This is a genomic window from Caballeronia sp. LZ034LL, from assembly GCF_031451215.1.
GTDB lineage: Bacteria > Pseudomonadota > Gammaproteobacteria > Burkholderiales > Burkholderiaceae > Caballeronia.
Genome location: NZ_JARUXR010000001.1, coordinates 2829356 through 2851664, shown reverse-complemented (window position 1 = coordinate 2851664; position 22309 = coordinate 2829356). Strand labels below are relative to the sequence as shown.

Below are 22309 nucleotides of genomic sequence, written 5' to 3'. Positions count from 1 at the left end.
ACCAAGGGAGCGCCCGGCTCAGGCTTCCGTGACGATCGCGTCGAGCGGCAGGTCGTGGATTTCGCGCGGCAGCGCGCCGCAGCGGCATGCTTCGAACGCGACGCCCAGCGTGACCGGCCGCCGCGCATCCGGCCACGCGGCCAGCGTGCGGTCGTAATAGCCGCCGCCATATCCCAGCCGATAGCCCTCCGCGTCGAAACCGACACACGGAATCAGCAGCAGATCCGGCACCACGACGCGCTCTTCGGCAGGCACCGGAATCCGGTAGCGGCCTTCCTTCATGGGCGCATCGGCGCGCCAGGCGTGAAAGACCATCGGCGCACGCGGCTCGACGACGACCGGCAGCGCCGCCTCGCGCGACGCGTCTTCGGCGAGCCAGCGTGTGATGACGTCGCGCGCGTCGAATTCTCCCGCCACTGGCCAGTAGAAGCCGACGCACTGCGCCGCATGGCGTTCGAGGGCCTCATGCAGGCGCGCGGCGAGGGCGGCATGCAGGGCGGCGTAACCCGGCTGTTCAGCCAGCGCTTCGCGACGTTCGAGCAGGGTCGCGCGCAGCGCACTCTTGGGCTCACTCTTAAGCAATTTCTCAGGCGCATGTTCCGATGTCGCGCAAACGTTGCGTGATATGCTTTCTTCCGACCTCAGGACTCGCTTCAAGACCATTCGCGCTCCAGAAATAAAGATGTCAAAACGCCTCAACCGAGTATATCCCGCGGTCTGCGCAGCTCTTGCCGCGGTTTCCCTCGTCGCTTGCGCCACGGCCTCCGCCGTCCGTCCCGACGCCGACTTCACCCCCGGTTCCGACGACCGCATCTTCCTGCAGTTGCGCGACGCCGCCCGCGCGAACGATGCCGGCAAAGCTGCCGCGCTCGCCGCGCAGATTCCGTCCTATCCGGCGCCGAGCTATCTCGAATACTTCACGCTCAAGCCGCAATTGTTCGATTCGCAGGGCCACGCGCGCATCGACGCGCCGGATGCGCCCGTGCTGTCGTTCCTGCAGCGCTATGACGGCCAGGCCATTGCGGACCGCATGCGCAACGACTATCTGGTGGTGCTCGGCAGCCGTCACGACTGGAAGAACTTCGAGCAGCAGTACGCGCGCTTCGTGCTCAACGACGACACGCAGGTCAAGTGCTACGCGCTGGAGGCCCGCCTGTCGCGCGGTGAGAATGTCGCGGATGCCGCGCGCGCGTTGCTCGTCGACCCGAAATGGTACGGCGACGGCTGTGTCGACCTGATCGGCGCGCTGGCCGAGTCGGGCCAGTTCACGAGCGATGACATCTGGCAGCAGATCCGTCTCGCCTACGAACAGAACTACACCAACACCGGCGGCAACATCGTCGAGACGCTGGGTCAGGAAAAGCCGAAGGACTCGCTGCTCGACGACGCCGTCAGCAAGCCGCCCATCTATCTCGCGCGCGGCGTGATGCCCAACACCCCGGCGCATCAGCTCACGCTGCTCGCCATCACGCGTATGGCCCGCAACGATCCGGCCATGGCTGCGGCCACGTTCAGTTCCGTCGCGCCGAGCCTGACGCCGACCGAGCGCGCCATCGGCTGGGGCACGATCGGCTATCAGGCGGCGATCAAGCGCATGCCGTCGGCAGCGGACTGGTACCGGCTCTCGGCCAACGCACAGTTGTCGAACCCCGCGTACGAATGGCGCGTGCGCAGCGCCTTGCTCGCCGGCGACTGGAACATGGTGCGCTGGTCCATCGAGCAGATGCCGCCCGGCTTGCGCAGCCAGCCATCGTGGGTCTACTGGCATGCACGCGCGGTCAAGCAGGCCGGCGACGCAGCCACGGCGAACCAGGAATTCCAGAGCATCGCGGATCAGTTCAACTTCTATGGCCAGCTTGCGCTCGAAGAACTGGGACAGAAGATCACCGTGCCGCCGCGCACCACCGTGACCGACGATGAAATCGCGCAGATGCAGTCGGTGCCGGGCTTCGCGCTGGCGCAACGGTTCTACGCGCTGAACATGCGGCTCGAAGGCAATCGCGAATGGAACTGGCCGCTGCGCACGATGACGGACCGCCAGTTGCTCGCCGCCGCGCAATATGCCAAGCGCATCGAACTGCTCGACCGCACCGTCAACACCGCCGACAAGACCAAGGCCGAGCACGACTTCTCGCTGCGCTACCTGTCGCCGTACCGGGATATCGTCGAGCGTGACGCGCAGAACACCGGCCTCGATGTCGAGTGGGCGTACGGGCTGATCCGCCAGGAATCGCGCTTCATCATCAACGCGCGCTCGGAAGTGGGCGCGGGCGGCCTGATGCAGCTGATGCCAGGCACGGCGCAGCTCGTCGCGAAGAAGATCGGCATGGGCCCGGTCTCGCGCGCGCAGATGAACGAGATCAACACCAATATCCTGCTCGGCACGAATTACCTGTCGATGATCTACAATCAATTCGACAACTCGCCTGTGCTCGCCACCGCCGGCTACAACGCCGGGCCGGGCAGGCCGCGGCAGTGGCGGCAGGACTTGCGGGCGCCCGTGGAGGGCGCGGTTTTTGCTGAAACCATCCCGTTCACCGAGACTCGCGATTACGTGAAGAACGTGCTGTCGAACACCGTCTACTATGCCGCGCTGTTCGAAGGCCGTCCGCAGTCCTTGAAGGCGCGTCTGGGCTACATCGCTCCCTGACGGCGTCCCCAAGCGAACCTCACGCCCGCGCGTCCTAAAAAGGATTCGCGGGCGTTGTCTTTCCTGCCCGAGATTTTCAAGACGGTTTTCAAGACGCGTCCGTCCAGCCACGACCCAAGAGGCGAGCCATGCGACACCAACACATAGCGTTGATCGGCGGATCGGGATTCATCGGCAGCCATCTCGTCAATGCACTCGTCGATCTCGGCAAGAACGTGCGCGTGGCCACGCGCCGTCGCGCCAGCGCCGCGCATCTGACGCTGCTGCCCATCGACGTGATCGAAACCGATGTCCACGATCCCGTGCAGCTCGCCGCCTTCATCGACCAGTGCGACGCGGTGATCAATCTCGTCGGCGTGCTGCAAGGGCGGCGCGGCGATCCGTACGGGCCGGAGTTCGCGAAGGCGCACGTCGAGTTGCCGCGCAAGATCGCGGCGGCGTGCGCGGCGAAGGGCGTGAGGCGGCTGCTGCACATGAGCGCGCTCGGCGCCGATGTCGACGGCCCGAGCATGTATCTGCGCTCGAAAGGCGAGGGCGAGAAGATCGTGCGCGAGTCCGGACTCGACTGGACCGTGTTCCGCAGTTCGGTCGTGTTCGGCCCGGAAGACAATTTGCTCAACCAGTTCGCGTTTCTCGAACGCATGTTTCCGGTGATTCCGCTCGCGTGCGCCGACGCGCAGTTCCAGCCGGTCTTCGTCGGCGACGTGGCGAAGGCCATGGTCAACGTGCTCGATCTCGACGCCGCCGGCCATCAGGTCTATGAACTCGCGGGTCCCGGCGTCTACACGCTTGCGGAACTGGTGCGTTTCGCGGGCAAGACCATCGGCAAGCATTCGCGCATCATCAAGCTGCCGGAGACGCTCGGCCGTCTGCAGGCGATGACCATGGAAATGGCGCCCGGCGAGCCGCTTATTTCGCGCGACAATCTCGACTCGATGAAAACGCCGAACATCGCGAGCGGGCCGCTTGCGCCTGAACTCGGCATCGACGAACCGGCGAGCATCGAGGCCATCGCGCCGCTGTACCTGACCGGCAATGCATCGCGCTCGCGCTTCGACGCCTTCCGCGCCACCGCGCACCGCTGAACCCTTACTCTGATCGCATGAAACTCGTTATCGGTGACAAGCTCAATTCTTCCTGGTCGATGCGTCCGTGGGTGCTGCTCACGCATTTCGGCATCCCGTTCGAGGAGACGCTGATCCGCCTGAGCCAGCCCGACACGAAGGCGCGAATCCTGGCGCTTTCGCCGAATGGCCAGGTGCCGTGCCTCATCACCGATACGGGCGTCGCCGTGTGCGAATCGCTGGCGATTGCCGAGACGATTGCCGAACTGCACCCGCAGCACGCCATGTGGCCGCGCGACGGCGCCGCCCGGGCGCGCGCCCGCAGCATCAGCGCGGAGATGCACGCGGGTTTCGCGGACCTGCGCCAGAACATGCCGATGGACCTCTCGGTCCACGCGCCGGGCACGGGCGCGACGCCTGGCGCGCTCGCGAACATCGCGCGTATCGAAGCGATCTGGGCCGAGTGCCTCGCGGCGTCGGGCGGACCGTTCCTGTTCGGCGAGTTCGGCATTGCGGACGCGATGTACGCGCCGGTCGTCATGCGCTTCAACTCCTATGCGCCCAAGCTGAGCCCGACCTCGCTGGACTACGCGCGGCGCGTCACGGCGTTGCCGGCGGTGGCTGCGTGGATCGACGGCGCGCGCGAGGCAGCGCGATGAACATCTATGCGGTCGGCGGCGCGATACGCGATGAACTGCTCGGCGTGCCGGTGGTGGATCGCGATTACGTCGTGGTGGGCGCGACGCCCGAACAGATGGTCGCGCAGGGGTATCGGCCGGTCGGGCGGGATTTTCCGGTGTTCCTGCATCCCGAGACGCACGAGGAATACGCGCTCGCGCGCACCGAACGTAAGACGGCCGCCGGCTATCACGGCTTCCAGTTCTACTATTCGCCGGACGTGACGCTCGAAGAGGATCTCGCGCGGCGCGATCTCACGATCAACGCCATGGCCCGCGAAGTCACGCCGGCGGGCGAGCTGACGGGGCCCGTCATCGATCCCTTCGACGGCCGGACCGATCTCGCGAACAAGCTGTTCCGGCACGTGGGCGAGGCGTTCGTCGAGGATCCGGTGCGGATTCTGCGCGTCGGGCGTTTCGCGGCGCGCTTTGCCGATTTCGACGTCGCGCCCGACACGGCCGCGCTGATGCAGAAGATGGTCGCGGCCGGCGAAGTCGATGCGCTGGTGCCCGAGCGCGTGTGGCAGGAAGTGTCGCGCGGGCTGATGGAGAAGAAGCCGTCACGCATGTTCGAGGTGCTGCGCAGTTGCGGCGCGCTGGCGCGCATCCTGCCCGAAGTCGATGCGCTGTGGGGCGTGCCGCAGCGCGCCGACTATCACCCGGAAGTGGACACCGGCGTGCACGTGATGATGGTGCTCGACTACGCGGCGTCGCAAGGCTTCGCGCTGCCGGTGCGTTTCGCGGCGCTGACGCACGATCTCGGCAAGGCGACCACGCCCGAAGACATCCTGCCGCGCCATCTTGGTCACGAAGGCCGCAGCGTGGATCTGCTGCGTCCTTTGTGCGAGCGCCTGCGCGTGCCCAACGAATGCCGCGACCTGGCGGTGCTGGTCGCGCGCGAGCACGGCAATATCCATCGCGTGATGGAGATGGGCGCGGCCGCGCTGGTGCGGCTCTTCGAACGCGCCGATGCGCTGCGCAAACCGGCGCGTTTCGCCGAAGCCTTGCAGGCGTGCGTGGCCGACGCGCGCGGCCGGCTGGGACTCGACCGGCAACCGTATCCGCAGGCGGAGCGGCTGCGCGAGGCGCTCGTCGCGGCCCGTTCCGTCGATGCCGGCGCGGTCGCTCAGCAGCATGCAGCCCAGCCGTCGAAGATCAAGGATGCGGTACACGACGCGCGCGTTGCCGCCGTGAAGGACGCGCTGGGCGTCTGATTGTCCGACCATCCGACCTCAGAGTGCGCGCGCGATCAGCGAGAGCAGAAGGGAGAGCAGCAGCGTCGACATGAAGGGAAACGAGTATTCCCGGCCGAACAGCCGCAGCGTGAAATCACCCGGCAACCGCCCGATGCCGAACTTCCTGAGCCAGGGCATCGAGCCGGAGAGGATCGCGAGCGCGATGAAGGTGGTCAGCAGCCAGCGGATCATGATGGATAAAAATCACAGGGTGTGAGTTCGGTCGCCGGTGGCGAAGGCGTCGAGCGTGCCGGGGATGCCGCGCGAAAACGCTATCACCTTGAACAACTCGCCCATCTCGGCCTCGGAGAGCAGTTTCTGCACGGCATTGGCGGCCGGCACGAACCGCCGCACATCGGAGGGATCCAGTTCGCCGAGCACGTCGGTGACGCCCGCGTTCAACAGGAAGCGGGCCTGCGAGGTGAAGCCGAGCAGATCCGCGCCGGTCTCGACCCCGGCTTCCGCGATGCCCGTGAATTCCACGTGCGCGGTAACGTCCTGCAAGCCCGGATAGAGAAACGGATCCGGATGCGCGCGATGCCGGTAGTGACACATCAGCGTGCCGCCTGCGCGCTGCGCGTGATAGAACTCGCGGCGCGGAAAACCATAGTCGATGAAAAACGCCGCGCCGCGCACGAGCATCGTGCAGACGGTCTTCGTGAAGCCCAGCGCCGCCTCGTGCGTTTCCGTCACGTATTCGGCGAAGGGTTCGTCGTTGGCCTCGTCGATGGCGGCATCGATCAGTTCCACTTGCGCGTCGGGCGTGATCGGCCGGTCGTCGAAGGCCAGGCGGTCGTCCAGCAACACCACGCCGCGCTCGTGCCACGCGCCGAGCTTGCGCGCGACCAGGCGCACGGGCATCGCGTCCAGCACCTCGTTGCCGATCACCACGCCCTCGAAGCTGTCCGGCAGTGAATCGAGCCATTGCACCTTCGCGGCGAGCGCGGGCGCGTCCCGTTCGATGGTTTCACGCTGGCGCGCGCGCAGTTCGCCGGAAAGATCGACGATGGCGTAGCGGTCGAAGGGCACGTCGAGATCGGCGAGGGCGCTCATCAGGCCGGCGGCGAGCTTGCCGGTGCCGGCGCCGAACTCCATCAGCTGACGCGTGCCGCTCTGCTGCAACGCCTGCGCGACGGGACGGGCGAGCGTCGTCGCGAACAGCGGGGACAACTCGGGCGCGGTGACGAAGTCGCTGCCGTCTTCCCCGCGACGGCCGAATTTCATGGCGCCGCCGCTGTAATAGCCCAGGCCGGGGGCGTACAACACCAGATCCATGTAGCGATCGAACGGCAGCCAGCCGCCCGCAGCGGCGATGCGTTCGCGGATCAGCCCGGTCAGCGCTTCGGATTGCGCGAGCGCGTCGGCGCCCGGAGCAGGTAAACTATCGGATTGTCGAGCATTCGAGTTCATCCCCGCATTGTAAATGAGCGCTTCCACGCCGTTTTCTTCCGCTAACTCGCCGTCTTCCGGCGCCGCCCATCGTTCCCGCGCCGTCCTCGTGACCGGCGCGGCGAAGCGGGTAGGACGCGGCATCGCGCTGGAATTCGCGCGGCAGGGATGGGACGTGGCGGTGCATTACGGCGGCTCGGAGCACGAAGCGCGCGAAACCGTGGCGCTGATCGAGGAACTCGGACGGCGTGCGGTGGCGCTGAAGGCGGATCTCGGCGTCGAAGCCGAAGTCGCGCGGCTGGTGCCGGCGTGCGTCGAGGCGTTCGGCGGTCTGCAGTGCGTGGTGAACTGCGCATCGCGTTTCGACGAGGACACCGCCGGCGATTTCCACTACGCGAAGCTGCTGGAGATGACCGCGATCAACGTCGCCGCGCCGCTGCTGCTCGCGCGCATGCTGCACGAGATCCTGCCGGACGCCGCGTCCGATCGCGACGAACTGCGCGGCGTGGTCATCAACGTGCTCGACCAGAAGCTTTACAACATGAACCCGGATTACCTGTCGTACACGCTGACGAAGGCCGCGCTCGACAACGCGACGGTGGCCTTGGCCCAGGCGCTCGGGCCGAAGCTGCGCGTCGTGGGCCTGGCGCCGGGTCTGACGATGATTTCCGCCGGGCAGACGCCGGCGACGTTCGCGGCGGCGCATCGCGTGACGCCGCTGAATCGCGCGTCGACGGTGGAGGATGTCGCGCAGGCCGCGTGCTATCTCGCGAACGCGCACGGCGTGACCGGCACGACGCTCGTCGTCGATGGCGGCCAGCACCTCGTGCCGAGCCCGCGCGACGTGATGTACATGATCGGCGCGCAGAATCACTGACGCGCCCAACTTTTGGATGAAACCATGCTTGCCGCACTCTCGCACCCCCGGCTGACCGATTGCCGGCGGCTCTTTCTGCGCAACTACGAAGTGCGCATCAACATCGGTGTGCATGACTTCGAGAAGCGCGGCGAGCAACGCGTCGTGATCAATGTCGAGCTGTACGTGCCGCTCGCGCTGTCGACGCCCGTCGCCGACAAGCTGGCCGAAGTCGTCGATTACGACTTCATGCGCTCGACCATCGCGGAACGCGTGAAGCGCGGCCATATCCATCTGCAGGAAACGCTGTGCGACGACGTCGCCGCCGCCTTGCTGGCGCATCCGGACGTGCGTGCGGTGGCCGTATCGACGGAAAAGCCCGACGTCTATCCCGATTGCGACGCGGTGGGCGTCGAAGTCTTCCGCATCAAGGAGGAACAGGCATGAACGCGCGCGACACGCTCGACACCCCGGACGAGGTCAAACCGGTCCGCGAGGCGCTGACGAAGCGCCAGCAAAAGGAAGCGTACGAGAACAACAAGCTGTACAAGCGCATCGTGCGGCAGGTCGGCGAGGCGATCGGCGACTTCAACATGATCGAGGAAGGCGACAAGGTCATGGTGTGCCTGTCCGGCGGCAAGGACAGTTACGCGATGCTCGACGTCCTGATGCGCCTGCGCGAGCGCGCGCCGATCAACTTCGACCTCGTCGCCGTCAATCTCGACCAGAAGCAGCCCGGCTTTCCGGAACACGTGCTGCCCGAATACCTGGCGAAGCTGGACATTCCGTTCCACATCGAGAACCAGGACACGTACAGCATCGTCAAGCGGCTGGTGCCGGAGGGCAAGACCACGTGCTCGCTGTGCTCGCGGCTGCGGCGCGGCATCCTGTACCGCGTGGCGGGCGAACTCGGCGCGACCAAGATTGCGCTTGGCCATCATCGCGACGACATCCTGCAGACGCTGCTGCTCAACATGTTCTACGGCGGCAAGCTGAAGGGCATGCCGCCCAAGCTGCAATCGGATGACGGCAAGAACATCGTGATCCGTCCGCTTGCTTACGTGAAGGAAACCGATCTGGAGAAATACGCGGAGTTGCGCGAATTTCCGATCATTCCGTGCAACCTGTGCGGAAGCCAGCCGAACCTGAAGCGCGCCGAAATGAAAGCGCTGATCCGCGAATGGGACAAGCGTTTCCCGGGGCGGGTCGAGAACATGTTCAATGCGCTGTCGAATGTCGTGCCGTCGCATCTGATGGACGGCGCGCTGTTTCCGTTCGCCGGATTGCGCGCGACGGGCGAAGCGGATCCGCAGGGCGATATCGCGTTCGACGAAGAACCGTGCGCAAGCGAACCGTCAACGTCGGCGGGCACCATTTCAATTGTGCAGTTCGACGACCTGTAACCGTTGTCGGAGCAGGATGCGGCGTGGCTTTCGCCGCATTGCATCAAGGAGCCGGATGCTATATTGGCGGCTCGTCACACCCAGCAAGGCTTCCCGGCATGAACATCGTGATTCTGGCTGCCGGCATGGGCAAGCGCATGCGCTCCGCCCTGCCGAAGGTACTTCATTCACTGGCGGGCAAGCCGCTGCTCTCCCATGTCATCGACACGGCGCGCACGCTTTCGCCGACGCGCCTCGTGGTCGTCATCGGACATGGCGCGGACCAGGTTCGTGAGGCGGTCGGCGCGCCGGACGTGCAGTTCGCGTTGCAGGAACGGCAGCTCGGCACCGGACACGCCGTCCAGCAAGCGCTTCCGCTGCTCGATCCCTCGGTGGCCACGCTCGTGCTCTACGGCGATGTGCCGCTCACGCGCGCCAGCACGCTCGAACGCCTGATCGATGCGGCGGGCGAGAACCGTTATGGCGTGTTGACCGTGGACGTCAGCGATCCGACCGGCTATGGACGCATCGTGCGCGATGCGGCCGGCTCGGTCCGCAAGATCGTCGAGCAGAAGGATGCGTCGGAAGAAGAACGCCGTATCGCGGAAATCAACACGGGCATCGTCGTGACGCCGACGCGCGCGCTCGAAGGCTGGCTCGCATCACTCAGGAACGACAACGCGCAAGGCGAGTTCTATCTGACCGATGTCGTCGAACGCGCGATCGAATCGGGCGTGGAAGTCGTCACCGCCCAGCCCGACGCCGAATGGGAAACGCTCGGCGTGAACAGCAAGGTCCAGCTGGCCGAACTCGAACGGATTCATCAGCGCAACGTCGCGCACGCGCTGCTCGATGCGGGCGTGACGCTGCTCGACCCGGCGCGCATCGATGTGCGCGGCACGCTCGAATGCGGCGCGGATGTGTCCATCGACGTGAATTGCGTGTTCGAAGGTCGCGTGACGCTCGGCGACCACGTGACGATCGGCCCGAACTGCGTGATCCGCGATGCCGATATCGGCGCGGGCGCGCGGGTGGATGCGTATACGCATATCGAAGGCGCCACGGCCGGCGCGAACGTGGTGCTCGGGCCGTATGCACGGCTGCGGCCGGGCGCGCAACTGGCCGATGAAGCGCACGTCGGCAACTTCGTCGAGGTGAAGAACGCGGTGCTCGGGCGCGGCTCGAAGGCGAACCACCTGACCTATATCGGGGATGCCGACATTGGCGCGCGCGTGAACATTGGCGCGGGCACGATCACCTGCAACTACGATGGCGCGAACAAGCATCGCACGGTGATCGGCGACGACGTGTTCGTCGGCTCCGATACCCAGTTGGTCGCGCCGGTGCGCGTGGGCAGCGGCGTGACGATCGCGGCGGGTACGACGGTGTGGAAGGACGTCGGCGAGAAGGAGCTCGTGCTCAACGAGAAAACGCAAGTGAGCAAGACGGGCTACGTGCGCCCGGTCAAGAACAAGAACAAGTCGTAAGGCTGTTGGTTTGGCGCAGTCAGACGCGCGCGGCCCGGTGGGCCGCGCTTTCACATACTGGTTTCAAAGGATGAACGCCCATGTGCGGAATTGTCGGCGCGGTAGCGCAACGTAACATCGTCCCGGTGCTGGTCGAAGGGCTGCGCCGTCTCGAGTATCGCGGTTACGACTCGTGCGGCGTGGCCGTGCTGAGCCATGGCGAACCGCGCCGCGCCCGCAGCGTCGCGCGCGTGTCCGACCTCGATGCCCAGGTGCGCGATTCGAATCTCGTCGGCATGACCGGCATCGCGCACACGCGCTGGGCCACGCATGGCGCGCCCATCACGGACAACGCCCATCCGATCTTTTCGCGCGATACGGTCGCGCTGGTGCACAACGGCATCATCGAGAACTACGAGACGCTGCGCGAGATGCTCAAGGGCAAGGGCTACGAGTTCGTCTCGCAGACGGACACCGAAGTCATCGCGCATCTGATCCACAGCATGTATCACGGCGACCTGTTCCAGACCGTGCGCGAGGCGGTGAAGATGCTGCACGGCGCGTATGCGATCGCCGTGATTCACAAGGACCAGCCGCATACGGTCGTGGGCGCGCGCCAGGGCTCGCCGCTCGTGGTCGGCGTGGGTCAGGGCGAGAACTTCCTTGCTTCTGATGCGCTGGCGCTCGCGGGCAGCACGGACCGTTTCGCGTTCCTCGAAGAGGGCGATGTGGTGGAGATCGGGCTGGATGGCGTGAAGATCGTCGATCGCGAAGGCCTGCCGGCGGCGCGTGAAGTGCGCACGGTGACGGCGTATGGCGGCGCGGTGGAACTCGGGCCGTACCGGCATTTCATGCAGAAGGAAATCTTCGAACAGCCGCGCGCGATTACCGACACGATTCCGCAAGCCGATCACTTCGATCCGGCGCTGTTCGGCGAAGGCGCGCACGAAGTGTTCGCGGGCATCGACAGCATTCTTATTCTTGCGTGCGGCACGAGCAGTTACGCGGGCCTGACGGCGAAGTACTGGCTCGAATCGATCGCGAAGATCCCGACGCAGGTCGAGATTGCCAGTGAGTATCGCTATCGGGAGTCGGTGCCGAATCCGAAGGCGCTGGTCGTGGTGATCTCGCAATCGGGCGAAACCGCGGATACGCTCGCGGCGCTCAAGCATGCACAGTCGCTCGGTCACAAGCACACGCTCGCCGTGTGCAACGTGGCGACGAGCGCGATGGTGCGTCAGACCGAACTCGCGTTCCTGACGCATGCGGGCACGGAGATCGGCGTGGCATCGACGAAGGCGTTCACGACGCAGCTCGTCGCGCTGTTCGTGCTGGCGGTGACGCTGGCGAAGATGCGCGGTCGTGTCGATGCGAAGCAGGAGGCGGCGTATTTTGCGCAGCTGCGCCACTTGCCGGCGGCGCTGAACAGCGTGCTGGCGCTGGAGCCGCAGATCATCGCGTGGTCGGAAGACTTTGCGCGCAAGGAGAATGCGTTGTTCCTCGGGCGCGGACTGCATTATCCGATTGCGCTCGAAGGTGCGTTGAAGCTCAAGGAGATTTCGTATATCCACGCCGAGGCGTATCCGGCGGGTGAGTTGAAGCATGGACCGCTTGCGCTGGTGACCGAGGCGATGCCGGTGGTGACCGTGGCGCCGAATGATGCGCTGCTGGAGAAGCTCAAGTCGAACATGCAGGAAGTGCGGGCGCGGGGGGGCGAGCTGTATGTGTTCGCGGATGCGGATACGCGGATTGTCAGTCAGGACGGGATTCATGTGATCCGCATGCCGGAGCATTATGGGGCGCTGTCGCCTATCCTGCACGTCGTGCCGCTGCAGTTGCTGGCTTATCACACGGCTTGTGCGAGGGGGACGGATGTCGATAAGCCCAGGAATCTCGCGAAGTCGGTTACGGTGGAGTGAGGGGCTGGTTTAGATGGTTGGTGGCTTCGAGAGTTTCACGCTTCCACCAGCAAAAAACTCGACTTCGGCGCCGGTCACGGCGACAGCGTCTAAGTCGGCTCCCTAAGAAATACGGCGGAGCGGTTGTAGCGCCACGCGGATGGCAACGCTCTTCCGCCGCTCCGCTATGGTTCGGAAATCTTCACACCGGGCGATCAAACAGAAGAGGGGGCACCAGATCACACTTGTTCAGACATCACAGCATTGTCTCGAACTCGACAGAGGCGGCATAAATTATGTTTATTTTTGATGTGCGCGCAATCAGATTTGGACATCGCTCTTTAGATATATAGTTGCCTCTCTATATCGCAAAAGCAATAGATGCGAGGACGCATCCTGATTCAGTTGCACACGTGCATCGAAAGACGCGTGCGCATGACAGCGGTATGGCCATTTCGTAGCTACCGGGAGAAGCCCGATAAAATCGCAACCAAAATGGTGAGGTCGAACAATGAGCGGTGGGCAAAGCAAGATTGAGTGGACGGAGCGAACGTGGAACCCGACTGTGGGCTGTACGAAGGTCTCCAAAGGCTGCAAGAACTGTTACGCCGAAGGCATGGCTGCGCGGCTGCACGCAATGGGCACCCCCGGCTACGAGAACGGCTTCAAGCTTACGATGCTGCCCAATCGCCTAGACGAACCATCGAAGCGAAAGATCCCGACAATGTACTTTGTCAATTCGATGTCCGACCTGTTTCACCGCACTGTGCCGGATGCCTACGTCACCAAGGTCTTTGATTCGATCCGAGCATGCCCTCAGCACACGTTCCAGATTCTCACGAAGCGCGCAGAGCGCATGGCAAGTTATTGCCGCCGCCGACAAATTCCGGCGAACGCATGGCTCGGCGTCACTGTTGAAGACCGCAAATTTGGAATTCCTCGAATTGACGAGTTGCGCCACGTGGAGTGTGGCGTGCGTTTCCTGTCCGTCGAGCCTCTGCTCGAGGACCTTGGCACCTTGAATCTTGAGAACATCGACTGGGTCATTGTCGGTGGAGAATCAGGTGCGAGGGCGCGTCCGATGCTCGAGATGTGGGTGCAAAACGTCAAGCTCCAGTGTGAGGAGCAAGGCGTAAAGTTTTTCTTCAAGCAGTGGGGCACGTGGGGCTGTGACGGCGTACGCCGCTCGAAGGGCGCGAATGGCCGGCTCCTCGAAGGTCGGACTTGGGACGACATGCCCGACCGAGTAGTGCTTACCTGAAGAAGCGCCGCTGGGGCGAGTATTCGATGATGTCGGATGCGTTGTAGTGCATCGACGGCCGTCGCTTTCTGTCTTCTTTGTTCGACACCAGGATATTGCCTTCGGCGTGCAAACCCCGGATGACCATTTGCAGCCGTGTTTCGTCGGCGATGGTATTCGATATGTGTTCGGTCAATAATTGTCGAACGGTGAGCGGTTGCTGCCGGCCCGACAATATCCGGCCAAGGTCGTCCTTCAACGTCTCGATGCAAAGCTCCGCGCCACCTGCGTCGAAGAGGATAGACTGACCGGTATATTGCTCATCCCGTTTCGGGTCGTAGCCGAGCATGAAAAGTCCCGGCTCGAGTTCATGCCCGAACTCGCTTGAATGCTCCCAGTGCAGAGACTTCATCACGTCGTGGGCTTTGTACTGTCGCGATAAATGCACAAGCCAATAGGTCCAGGGTGATGCAGAGTCTGGCCGGACAAAGAACAGCGTCATGAATGGCGCGCCCGTCTCAGCTTTGATTCCCTGCGCAACATAGCGCTGGAGCGCCGCCCGTCCAGACTCGGCCTTGATTTGTCCTAGCTGGTTCCAAGGAATGTACTGTTCGATGCCGATGTTCCGGACGGCCTTCCGATTGGCTTCTCTATCGCTGATGTAGGTAAGGAGCGAGTCGACATTGAAGGTCATGATGACTTCTGCGTTCGGCAGTTCCGTCATCAGCCACCGAAGCCTGTCCATCGGAACGGCGTTGTAGCTGTACTGGTCGAGCAGGAAAATCGCGCGGGCACCGCCTCTTCGGGCTTTAATGCGCTCCACTATTTTCGGCAGCTCGTCAAGAAAGCCAGCGTTCAGCACTTTGAAGCGCTCGAAATCCTGTCGCGCGATAGCGCCTTCGGCTCGCCGCTTTTCCAGATGTTGAAGCAGATGCTCGGCCGATTCCCGCTTCTTCTCCACGAAGAAGAACTCAGCATCGACCTCGCGCAGTGTGCGACGGCCAACGTTCAGGTTCGCACGTGCTACATGTGCGCCGCGCATCATAAGCAATGGCGTGCCGTCGACGGACTCGAGCTTTTCATTTAGGTATTCACCGCCACCCGCAAACCCGTCCACTAACGTCAAAGTCAGCTTGGGCATGGTCGGCAGACTCATCAGGGTTTCGATGTATTGCTGCACATAGTGTTCGACAATTGAATGCTTGACGGCACTATGCTGGTCGAGAATCGGCGGAGGATGCCCAACCTGCCAAGAGTATTTATCTTCTGTCTTCGCCATTCTCGTTGTACCGGGGGGCCTTTCGTCTCACTGAAGATTATAAGGTTTTAGTACATTGTTCGAAACAACGGCATACTAATTGGCACCCATACTGTGTCTTCGCAATACGGGAGAGCGTCGCCATGAAACATGATGAGGAAGTTGTCCTCGACCCTGCTGACGGTCTGCCGGTCATGCAGGTTGGTCCTTGGTCAGAAGAGAAGCATGTTGCACTTTCACGTTATGTCGATGCGGCTCGGAAGGCTCGGGCGAAGTGGGCTTATGCCTCGTTTATTGACCTTTTTTCTGGACCGGGGCGGGTTCTGAACCGTGAGTCGGGGGTTATATCCGATGGCGGCGTGCTGTCTGCGTGGCGTATGTCAGCACGCGGCGGCGCGCCATTCAACGAGATATTCATTGCTGATACGAACGCGGAAAGCGTGGAAGCTTGTTCTGCGAGACTTCGTGAAGCGGGCGCAAAGGTTCAGGCGTATGTGGGTAGCGCGTGCAAGACCGTCGACTTAGTGCTCGCAAAGCTTCCGCGAGGACTGCACTTCGCCTTCCTCGATCCGTTTAGCATCGAACACCTCGATTTTGAGATTATTCTCAAGCTTGCTGCGCGGCCGAATATTGACATCTTGATTCACTTCAGCGTTATGGACGTTCAGCGAAACATCGGTGTTGACTTCAATCTGGCCAACTCGAGACTGGATGCGGCCGCCCCAGGCTGGCGCAACAACTTACGGTTGAAAGAGGTTCCCAAGCGCAGACAGGTTATTGTTTATCTGGAGTATTGGGAGTCGCTCGTAACAGACCTAGCCAAGATGCAGGTCGCGCAATCCAAGCCGCTTTTCGTCAACATGCACAGAGGGCCACTGTATCGGCTTATCCACCTTTCCCGCCATCCGCTTGCCCTGAAGCTTTGGAATGACGCTGCGTTGCCGGCGTCGCGCCAACAATCCCTTACGGGATTCTGATTTATTCTGGCCTACCCTGATCAGGGGCGTCGACCGACTCAAATGCTCCCCTATCTGCGAACTGCAATCACTCATATGATGCGATCGGATCTTCACGTGAAAATCTGCGGTAACCCTCTAGCCTCAGCGATCCGGACAATGGTTACTATCCGGCTTGGCATGTAACGAATCAGCAATAATCTTACGATTGACTTCTATTTTCGAATCAATCAAATTTTCGACGCGTATTGCGTGCTTCCAGCGTTTTAAATGCACAAAGGATGTTATCCATCCTGTTTGGGTCACCCATATTTCGCGCTTGCGCCGTTCTACTAGCATTAATCACCCACGTAGCCCCTTCGAAAACACCCTCGCACCCAAGCCCCCCACCTTAAAAAACTTTTCATCGAACATCAGCCATCCACACAAACCGGCCTAGCTAATCTTCCCCCGTCACCTGAAGCAAAAAGGTGCCGACACCCACAGCAACGCTGTGAATCCCCGGAGAAGAAACCATGAAACATGTTACCGCAGTCCTCGGTGGCCTCACCCTCGCGTTTGCGAGCGTCTCAGCGATGGCCGCCACGCCCCACCTCACGCAGGCCGAATGCCACGACTACCCGTTCGCCCCGCTCAAGCAGGAAGTGACGCATCAGCAGCTCATGCAAGAGATGAGCGAACTCGAAGCGGTCGGCTATCAGCCCACCAGCGACGACGACAACTACCCGCACAACTTGCACGTCGCCGAGCGCAAACTGCACCAGGAATACCAGCGCGATTGCATGGGCCCGTCGGTTGCCGCCGCACCGGCACCCGATAGTCCGAGTGCCAATTGAATGCTGAAGCGGACGCTGAATTTCTTTTAATGAAACATTCGACGCCGCCAATTCAAAAAACCCTGCGTTTTTTAATAGCGGCGTCGAAGCCAGAGAGCCATGCCATTGATTGGCGAGAAACCTGCTGATCCACTGATACCGCCTTGTGGCATGATGAAAAATCCACAAGATCCCGGACGCGCCAGTTCGTCTCCGAGTGGCGTTTTCCCAAAAGAAACGATGGCAACCCGCGTACTCACCATTGAAGACGATCCGCTGACCGGCAAGGAAATCGTGAGTGAACTCAGCAAGGCCGGGTTCGAAGTGGAGTGGGTCGACAACGGTACCGAGGGCCTCGCTCGCGCCAGCGGCGGCGGGGTCCACCTCGTCTTGCTGGACCGGATGTTGCCCGGCGTCGACGGGTTGACGCTTCTGACCACGCTGCGCACCCTCGGAATCGATACGCCGGTTCTGATGCTGAGTGCGCTCGGCGATGTCGACGAACGTATTCGCGGGCTGCGCGCAGGCGGAGACGACTATCTCACCAAGCCATTCGACCCGGACGAGCTGGTCGCGCGGCTCGAAGTCCTGCTGCGTCGCCGGAAAGAAGCGCCGGTACAGGCAGCGACCCGCCTGCAAGTCGGTCCACTTGCGCTCAATCTGATCTCGCGGACCGTCACCCGGAACGGCATCGCGATAACGCTGCTTCCCACCGAGTATCGGATTCTCGAATTCCTCATGCGGCACGCCGGCCAGACCATCACGCGAACCATGCTGTTCGAAGCAGTATGGGGTTATCACTTTGACCCGGGAACCAATCTCATCGACGTGCACATGGGACGCCTGCGCAAGAAGGTCGATGCGCCAGGCATGCCGCAACTCATTCAGACCGTACGTGGCTCCGGGTATGTTCTCATCGACCCGTAACAACTCAAAAGCATTGCCGTCGCCCGCCATCAGGATTGCCATGCCCGCGCAGATCGGGAGAGGCTGGCACACGACGACCTTCAAGTGGCTCTCCATCTACGGAGTCATCTTTTCCTTGTCCTTCGTGTTGCTGGCTGGCTTCCTCGGCTGGTCAGTCACGAATCGCATGCAAGCGGACAGCGACGGACTCCTGCACTGGCAGATGTACTACTTCGAATCCATTCCGAACGAGGACATGCCGCTCGCCATTCTTCGGCGCCTCGAAAACGAGCGCATGCACGTGAGCTACTTCGGCCTGTTCGCGGCCGATGGAACCCGGATCGCAGGAGACATCGAGTCGCTTCCGCGTGCGCTGAAGCTCGACGAAGGCGGCCATACCTTGCGCGACCAGCTCACGGTACGCGGGGAACTTACGCCAGCAGTGGTCCGGGCGGCGGGCATTCGCCGTCCCGATGGCACGATTCTCGTCATTGCACGCGACTGGACCTCCTTGCTGCACCTCCGCGAGGTCGCCATCAACGCGCTGGTGACGGGCGGTCTGTTTTTTCTGTTCGTCAGCATCGCGACGGGTCTTTTGTTGAGCGTGCGACAGATGCGGCGTGTCCGCGACATCCGACGAGTCACGCAACGCATCGCCGAGGGCGACCTGAATCAGCGTTTGCCCATCGGCGGCCGCGACGAACTCGATATGCTTTCGCATCTGGTCAATCACATGCTCGACGACATCGAACGCTTGATGACCGAAGTAAAGGGTGCGTGCGACGGCATCGCCCACGATTTGCGCACGCCGCTGTCGCGCATCCGGATGCTGCTGGGCAACGTGACGCTGAACGCGCAAGGGAATGAAGATGCTCAAGGCCTGATCGACGCAGCTCGCGCCGAGACGGACCGACTGCTCGACCGGTTTCGGGCGATGTTGCGGATTTCCGAGATCGAGTCGTTGAAACGTCGAGGAGGGTTTGCCTCGGTCAACCTCGGGTCACTGGTCGCCGAACTCGATGAACTCTATGGTCCGCTGGCGGAAGAACGCGGCATGCGCTGGATCGTCGATGTCGCGCCAACCGACGACGTCCACGGCGACCGCGCCCTGATGTTCGAAGCGTTCGGCAACATCCTCGACAACGCCATCAAGTTCACGCCGCAAGGCGGCCAGGTTCACGTCTCGTTGAGCATGGTTTCGCAAGGCCCCAAGCTCGTCATCAGCGACACGGGTCCAGGCATTCCCGAGTGGGAACGGGAGGCGGTCCTCACTCGCTTCTATCGGGCGGACAAGTCGAGGCATGTTCCCGGCTCGGGCCTCGGCCTCAGTATCGTCATCGCCGTCATGCACATCCATGACTTCGTGCTGCGGGTCGGTCCCAACGAGTTGTCGGCATCGACGGGAACCAGCATGACCGTCGAATGCTGGCCCCACGCCCTGGATTGAAGGATTGCTCATGCGCGTCCTGTTGATATCGCCCGCTCGCTCCGAATCCGCGTTCCTTGGCAAGGCGCTTCGGGAAAGCGCACACAGCGTTCAAGCGACGGATGACCTGCGCGACGGACTCTATCTCGGCTCCCTCGAGCCGTTCGATACCGTGCTCGTGGTTGCAATCGACGAGCACGCCTTCAAAAGCCTCGATGGCCTCTTGCCGTCGTTCGCGAAGCTGCCTGGTTCGCCTGCCGTGATCGTCATCATGAGTGCTGTCACGGCACGCGAACGCGCCAAGGCGCTTCGCGCGGGAGCCGATGCGTGTTTCGTCACGCCGTATTCAATCATGGAATTGCAGGAAAGGATGAGAGCGCTGCGACGCGGCGCCGTTGCTGCGCCCACGGATTCAGAAGCCCATCAGACCATCAGGCTGGAACCCGCCACGCGTGAGCTTGTAGAGGGCAAGCGGCGGATCTGCATCGGCAAGAGAGAATTCCTGCTGATCGAATGCCTGTTGCGGCAAGCGAATCTTCCGGTGCCTCGCGACGAACTCATCCGGTACGCATGGCCGGAGAAAGAGTCGGTCGATCCCGCGAGCGTGAACCTTATTGTCGTGCGCCTTCGAAAGAAGCTCGAAGAGCATGGTTTTGCCGCGCAGCTGGACACCGTCAATCGCTACGGCTACCAACTGCGCGCGTTGTGAGTCTCCTCCTGGCAGACCCCGCTTTCTCGGTTACTCAACTCGGCTGCCAAACTCAGCTTCCGAAATAAGGCACGCAAAAGCTAGGCGGTCCCACGCAGGCGTTCGAGTCTGTCTGGGTCGTCGCGCATCCGGCGAGGATGCCGACGACAAGAAGCAGCGCGCCAAGCGAACACGCTCGTCGAATTCGGCTTGCCATGTCGTTCAACCATGCCAGTACAGCGTGCGGTCGAGATGCTGGAGTTGACCATTCTGTTCCGCATGAACCATCTCCTGATACACCTGCGCGCGGGTCTTCGGCTGGACCGTTACGCCATACTGCGGAGCCCAGGCTCCGCCTTGCGCCGCAGGCACCGTTTGAGCAGGCGCCGGCGACGGCGACGGCGTGGTTTGCGCATAGCACGAAAAGCTTGCCGCGCCGGCTGCGAGCGCGATGACGAGGGGAATACGCTTCATGTCGAACTCCATTTCAATGGACGGGAACCGGGCAACGCGGTTTCATGCGTGTGCCCGTCGAAACAGGATATTCAGCCGGCCTGGTTGAAACGGCATCAAAAGATGAAAGTCCGTTCATGATCGTGACAGCCGCATCGGGTTCAGAAGCGATGCAGCAATGCCACTCGATAAACCATCTGGTTTGCACTCGTCGACGGTTCCGCCGAACCCAGGATGTCGGCATCGTCGAATGCCAGGCCCGTGTTGCCGTCGGCATGCTGATACGCGCCCTGCACGTAGACAGAAGTACGCTTGCTGAGGTCGTAATCGAGCATCATGGAAACCTGGTTCCATTTCGGCGTCGTGTGGCCGGTCGTGGTCGCTATCTGCGCGGTCGTGAAGGTGTAGGCGGCGGCCATCCAGAAATCGGGCTTGAAGAAGTACTGGCCGTTGATCTCGTAGTTGTCGAACTTCCACGAGTTCTGTGTACCGGCTTTGGGCTGCGTCCCGAAGTAGGCATTGGCCGAAGGGTTGTACACATCGACGTGGGAGTAGGCGAGCGACACGACTGCCTTGCTCTCGAACGCATACGAAAGGCCGGCATCGATGTTCTGCTGCGATTGCGCCGTAAAGACGCCCGTCGCCGACGACACCGCGCCTGTCGTCGTTGCGCTGCCGCCGTTCGTCTTCATATAGGCAAGCGCTGCCGAAATCGGGCCCATCTTGTAAGAGCCGGCCGCGCTATACATCCGGTCGTCAGCGAATCCGCCCGCCTGGTTGCTGAAGCCGTACATCGCCTCGCCGGTGAACCCGGCCACGGTCGGAGACACGTACTTGACCGAGTTGTGGATACGGTAATCCCAGTCGGCGTTGTCGTTATCGAACGGGTGCGCGGACAAGTCGCCCATGAGGTTGCCGGATGACGTGAAGGGGCTCCACATATCGATGGTCGGGTCATACTGCGTTCCCATCGTGAACGTCCCCAGCCGTCTGGACGACAGGCCAACATAGGCCTGACGCCCGAATTCGGCGCCGCCTTGACCCGCTTGACCGTCGTTGAGATCGAAGCCGTTCTCGAGGCGAAAGATCGCTGAGAGCCCGCCCCCGAGGTCTTCGCTGCCGCGGATTCCCCAGCGGCTGCCCATCGTGTCGCCGCTCACCATCTGGTAAGCATGATGGCCGTTGGCGTTGCTCGTGAAATCCAGACCCTCGTCAATCAGGCCGTACAGCGTGACGCTGCTCTGCGCATGGGCCATACCGCACATCATCATCAAAGCGGGCACTGTGGCCGCCACCATCGTTTTCTTCATCGTTCTCCACCCCGAGCAAGAGATTGGTTTCGTGCGCGGCGTGTGGCACGCGGAAATCGCGTACCCACCAGTCTGCCAGGCGCGGTGGCAGATTAAGGAAGCTTCAAACATCAATGTTTCGAATTCCGGGAAGACTGATTTTCGTAAAACGGTGGTGCGCGGCGAATCGGATTCGGTGCAGCGAAAAGCAACGGGTGCTTGACGCGAAAGATAAAAAACTCTTCATGTTTTTCGGGCAATTCGCACTGTGGCGAATCCGTAGTCTCTCCATACCGACAGCAGGCAATACGCCTGTCTGAACGGGTAACCCCTCTCTGGAGAGATTCATGAAAAAGCTCGTGCAAGTCATCGCTGCAACCGCAATGGCATCCGCCGTCATTCCCGCATTCGCCCAGACCGCTACGCCGCAGGCGCAAGACACGATGGTTGCAGCAACGCAACCGGCAGGATCGGCCCCGGATGGCGGCCAGGCGGACGTCAGCCCGGACATCACGCGCGCTCAGGTGTATCAGGATCTGATCCAGGCACAGCAGGATGGTCAGCTGGACCACCTCAACCGGACTGTCTACGCCCATCACTGATGGCCAGATCCGACACCTTTGCGAGACGTCGGCGTGCATGAGTCAATGTGAGGACAGAA

General features: G+C 62.3%; 23 protein-coding genes. 17 read left to right on the top strand and 6 right to left on the bottom strand.

The genetic code is table 11. The features are described 5' to 3' along the window. Nucleotides 1-18 precede the first annotated feature (18 nt). Nucleotides 19-663, bottom strand: coding sequence for a 5-formyltetrahydrofolate cyclo-ligase (locus QCE83_RS13155; protein ID WP_309810605.1), 645 nt, complete (start codon nucleotides 661-663; stop codon nucleotides 19-21). A 19-nt stretch (nucleotides 664-682) separates the two neighbouring features. Between QCE83_RS13155 and QCE83_RS13150 the strand changes: the two genes are divergently transcribed. From QCE83_RS13150 to QCE83_RS13135, 4 genes are all read left to right on the top strand, one after another. Continuing rightward, the gene (locus QCE83_RS13150; protein ID WP_309810600.1) at nucleotides 683-2650 is read left to right on the top strand and encodes a transglycosylase SLT domain-containing protein; all 1968 of its coding nucleotides are present in this window, start codon (nucleotides 683-685) and stop codon (nucleotides 2648-2650) included. Nucleotides 2651-2778: 128 nt separating this feature from the next. Then, on the top strand, nucleotides 2779-3735 hold the full coding sequence (locus QCE83_RS13145; RefSeq protein WP_309810597.1) for a complex I NDUFA9 subunit family protein: 957 nt from the start codon (nucleotides 2779-2781) through the stop codon (nucleotides 3733-3735). Nucleotides 3736-3752: 17 nt separating this feature from the next. Continuing rightward, nucleotides 3753-4373 carry a glutathione S-transferase family protein gene (locus tag QCE83_RS13140; RefSeq protein WP_309810595.1) on the top strand — a complete coding sequence of 207 codons (621 nt, stop codon included), beginning with the start codon at nucleotides 3753-3755 and terminating at the stop codon, nucleotides 4371-4373. Continuing rightward, nucleotides 4370-5605, top strand: a complete 1236-nt coding sequence (locus QCE83_RS13135; RefSeq protein ID WP_309810594.1) for a multifunctional CCA addition/repair protein — start codon at nucleotides 4370-4372, stop codon at nucleotides 5603-5605. The genes QCE83_RS13140 and QCE83_RS13135 overlap by 4 nt, the downstream gene beginning before the upstream one ends. Before the next feature lie 18 nt (nucleotides 5606-5623). On the opposite strand, the gene QCE83_RS13130 is transcribed toward QCE83_RS13135, so the two are convergent. After that, nucleotides 5624-5818, bottom strand: coding sequence for a DUF2905 domain-containing protein (locus tag QCE83_RS13130; protein WP_309810593.1), 195 nt, complete (start codon nucleotides 5816-5818; stop codon nucleotides 5624-5626). Nucleotides 5819-5830: 12 nt separating this feature from the next. Then, nucleotides 5831-7036, bottom strand: coding sequence for a class I SAM-dependent methyltransferase (locus QCE83_RS13125; protein ID WP_309811734.1), 1206 nt, complete (start codon nucleotides 7034-7036; stop codon nucleotides 5831-5833). Between the two features lie 13 nt (nucleotides 7037-7049). Here QCE83_RS13125 and QCE83_RS13120 point away from each other — a divergent pair, with 13 nt between their 5' ends. From QCE83_RS13120 to QCE83_RS13095, 6 genes are all read left to right on the top strand, one after another. Continuing rightward, nucleotides 7050-7892: an SDR family oxidoreductase gene (locus QCE83_RS13120; RefSeq protein WP_309810592.1), complete on the top strand. Its 843-nt coding sequence runs from the start codon at nucleotides 7050-7052 to the stop codon at nucleotides 7890-7892. 24 nt (nucleotides 7893-7916) lie between these two features. Then, nucleotides 7917-8318 (top strand): dihydroneopterin aldolase, encoded by a 402-nt coding sequence (locus QCE83_RS13115; RefSeq protein WP_309810591.1) that lies wholly within the window; start codon nucleotides 7917-7919, stop codon nucleotides 8316-8318. Beyond that, complete coding sequence (gene ttcA, locus QCE83_RS13110) at nucleotides 8315-9274, top strand: tRNA 2-thiocytidine(32) synthetase TtcA (RefSeq protein WP_309810589.1); 960 nt, start codon at nucleotides 8315-8317, stop codon at nucleotides 9272-9274. The genes QCE83_RS13115 and ttcA overlap by 4 nt, the downstream gene beginning before the upstream one ends. A gap of 98 nt (nucleotides 9275-9372) precedes the next feature. Next, nucleotides 9373-10740 (top strand): bifunctional UDP-N-acetylglucosamine diphosphorylase/glucosamine-1-phosphate N-acetyltransferase GlmU, encoded by a 1368-nt coding sequence (gene glmU, locus QCE83_RS13105; protein ID WP_309810587.1) that lies wholly within the window; start codon nucleotides 9373-9375, stop codon nucleotides 10738-10740. Nucleotides 10741-10820: 80 nt separating this feature from the next. Next, nucleotides 10821-12638 (top strand): glutamine--fructose-6-phosphate transaminase (isomerizing), encoded by a 1818-nt coding sequence (gene glmS / locus QCE83_RS13100; RefSeq protein ID WP_309810583.1) that lies wholly within the window; start codon nucleotides 10821-10823, stop codon nucleotides 12636-12638. A gap of 490 nt (nucleotides 12639-13128) precedes the next feature. Further along, complete coding sequence (locus QCE83_RS13095; RefSeq protein ID WP_309810581.1) at nucleotides 13129-13878, top strand: phage Gp37/Gp68 family protein; 750 nt, start codon at nucleotides 13129-13131, stop codon at nucleotides 13876-13878. On the opposite strand, the gene QCE83_RS13090 is transcribed toward QCE83_RS13095, so the two are convergent. Next, nucleotides 13871-15136, bottom strand: coding sequence for a three-Cys-motif partner protein TcmP (locus QCE83_RS13090; RefSeq protein WP_309810579.1), 1266 nt, complete (start codon nucleotides 15134-15136; stop codon nucleotides 13871-13873). The genes QCE83_RS13095 and QCE83_RS13090 overlap by 8 nt on opposite strands. A gap of 122 nt (nucleotides 15137-15258) precedes the next feature. On the opposite strand from QCE83_RS13090, the gene tcmP reads away from it, so the two are divergent. The 5 genes from tcmP to QCE83_RS13065 all read left to right on the top strand — a co-directional run bounded on the left by tcmP (nucleotide 15259) and on the right by QCE83_RS13065 (nucleotide 19927). Next, complete coding sequence (tcmP, locus tag QCE83_RS13085) at nucleotides 15259-16092, top strand: three-Cys-motif partner protein TcmP (protein WP_309810577.1); 834 nt, start codon at nucleotides 15259-15261, stop codon at nucleotides 16090-16092. 494 nt (nucleotides 16093-16586) lie between these two features. Further along, complete coding sequence (locus QCE83_RS13080; protein ID WP_309810575.1) at nucleotides 16587-16907, top strand: DUF4148 domain-containing protein; 321 nt, start codon at nucleotides 16587-16589, stop codon at nucleotides 16905-16907. Between the two features lie 219 nt (nucleotides 16908-17126). Further along, the gene (locus tag QCE83_RS13075; RefSeq protein ID WP_309810572.1) at nucleotides 17127-17813 is read left to right on the top strand and encodes a response regulator transcription factor; all 687 of its coding nucleotides are present in this window, start codon (nucleotides 17127-17129) and stop codon (nucleotides 17811-17813) included. Nucleotides 17814-17853: 40 nt separating this feature from the next. Next, the gene (locus tag QCE83_RS13070; protein ID WP_309810570.1) at nucleotides 17854-19239 is read left to right on the top strand and encodes a HAMP domain-containing sensor histidine kinase; all 1386 of its coding nucleotides are present in this window, start codon (nucleotides 17854-17856) and stop codon (nucleotides 19237-19239) included. A gap of 10 nt (nucleotides 19240-19249) precedes the next feature. Next, nucleotides 19250-19927: a response regulator transcription factor gene (locus QCE83_RS13065; RefSeq protein WP_309810568.1), complete on the top strand. Its 678-nt coding sequence runs from the start codon at nucleotides 19250-19252 to the stop codon at nucleotides 19925-19927. 201 nt (nucleotides 19928-20128) lie between these two features. On the opposite strand, the gene QCE83_RS13060 is transcribed toward QCE83_RS13065, so the two are convergent. Beyond that, entirely contained in the window at nucleotides 20129-20380 is a 252-nt protein-coding gene (locus QCE83_RS13060; protein WP_309810566.1) for a DUF4148 domain-containing protein, read from the bottom strand. Nucleotides 20381-20520: 140 nt separating this feature from the next. Then, nucleotides 20521-21669: a porin gene (locus QCE83_RS13055; protein WP_309810564.1), complete on the bottom strand. Its 1149-nt coding sequence runs from the start codon at nucleotides 21667-21669 to the stop codon at nucleotides 20521-20523. Here QCE83_RS13055 and QCE83_RS13050 point away from each other — a divergent pair. Together QCE83_RS13050 and QCE83_RS13045 are read left to right on the top strand one after the other, a co-directional pair. Further along, a complete protein-coding gene (locus QCE83_RS13050) occupies nucleotides 21644-21871 on the top strand; it encodes a hypothetical protein (RefSeq protein ID WP_309810561.1) in 228 nt (75 codons plus the stop codon). The two genes, QCE83_RS13055 and QCE83_RS13050, sit on opposite strands and share 26 nt — an antisense overlap. Nucleotides 21872-21995: 124 nt before the next feature. Then, nucleotides 21996-22250: a DUF4148 domain-containing protein gene (locus QCE83_RS13045; protein ID WP_309810559.1), complete on the top strand. Its 255-nt coding sequence runs from the start codon at nucleotides 21996-21998 to the stop codon at nucleotides 22248-22250. Nucleotides 22251-22309 lie beyond the last annotated feature (59 nt).

Coding starts and splice junctions, on each gene's coding strand:
- QCE83_RS13155 (WP_309810605.1), bottom strand. CDS start 663: ATGGTCTTGAAGCGAGTCCTGAGGTCGGAAGAAAGCATATCACGCAAC.
- QCE83_RS13150 (WP_309810600.1), top strand. CDS start 683: ATGTCAAAACGCCTCAACCGAGTATATCCCGCGGTCTGCGCAGCTCTT.
- QCE83_RS13145 (WP_309810597.1), top strand. CDS start 2,779: ATGCGACACCAACACATAGCGTTGATCGGCGGATCGGGATTCATCGGC.
- QCE83_RS13140 (WP_309810595.1), top strand. CDS start 3,753: ATGAAACTCGTTATCGGTGACAAGCTCAATTCTTCCTGGTCGATGCGT.
- QCE83_RS13135 (WP_309810594.1), top strand. CDS start 4,370: ATGAACATCTATGCGGTCGGCGGCGCGATACGCGATGAACTGCTCGGC.
- QCE83_RS13130 (WP_309810593.1), bottom strand. CDS start 5,818: ATGATCCGCTGGCTGCTGACCACCTTCATCGCGCTCGCGATCCTCTCC.
- QCE83_RS13125 (WP_309811734.1), bottom strand. CDS start 7,036: ATGAACTCGAATGCTCGACAATCCGATAGTTTACCTGCTCCGGGCGCC.
- QCE83_RS13120 (WP_309810592.1), top strand. CDS start 7,050: ATGAGCGCTTCCACGCCGTTTTCTTCCGCTAACTCGCCGTCTTCCGGC.
- QCE83_RS13115 (WP_309810591.1), top strand. CDS start 7,917: ATGCTTGCCGCACTCTCGCACCCCCGGCTGACCGATTGCCGGCGGCTC.
- ttcA (WP_309810589.1), top strand. CDS start 8,315: ATGAACGCGCGCGACACGCTCGACACCCCGGACGAGGTCAAACCGGTC.
- glmU (WP_309810587.1), top strand. CDS start 9,373: ATGAACATCGTGATTCTGGCTGCCGGCATGGGCAAGCGCATGCGCTCC.
- glmS (WP_309810583.1), top strand. CDS start 10,821: ATGTGCGGAATTGTCGGCGCGGTAGCGCAACGTAACATCGTCCCGGTG.
- QCE83_RS13095 (WP_309810581.1), top strand. CDS start 13,129: ATGAGCGGTGGGCAAAGCAAGATTGAGTGGACGGAGCGAACGTGGAAC.
- QCE83_RS13090 (WP_309810579.1), bottom strand. CDS start 15,136: ATGGCGAAGACAGAAGATAAATACTCTTGGCAGGTTGGGCATCCTCCG.
- tcmP (WP_309810577.1), top strand. CDS start 15,259: ATGAAACATGATGAGGAAGTTGTCCTCGACCCTGCTGACGGTCTGCCG.
- QCE83_RS13080 (WP_309810575.1), top strand. CDS start 16,587: ATGAAACATGTTACCGCAGTCCTCGGTGGCCTCACCCTCGCGTTTGCG.
- QCE83_RS13075 (WP_309810572.1), top strand. CDS start 17,127: ATGGCAACCCGCGTACTCACCATTGAAGACGATCCGCTGACCGGCAAG.
- QCE83_RS13070 (WP_309810570.1), top strand. CDS start 17,854: ATGCCCGCGCAGATCGGGAGAGGCTGGCACACGACGACCTTCAAGTGG.
- QCE83_RS13065 (WP_309810568.1), top strand. CDS start 19,250: ATGCGCGTCCTGTTGATATCGCCCGCTCGCTCCGAATCCGCGTTCCTT.
- QCE83_RS13060 (WP_309810566.1), bottom strand. CDS start 20,380: ATGAAGCGTATTCCCCTCGTCATCGCGCTCGCAGCCGGCGCGGCAAGC.
- QCE83_RS13055 (WP_309810564.1), bottom strand. CDS start 21,669: ATGAAGAAAACGATGGTGGCGGCCACAGTGCCCGCTTTGATGATGATG.
- QCE83_RS13045 (WP_309810559.1), top strand. CDS start 21,996: ATGAAAAAGCTCGTGCAAGTCATCGCTGCAACCGCAATGGCATCCGCC.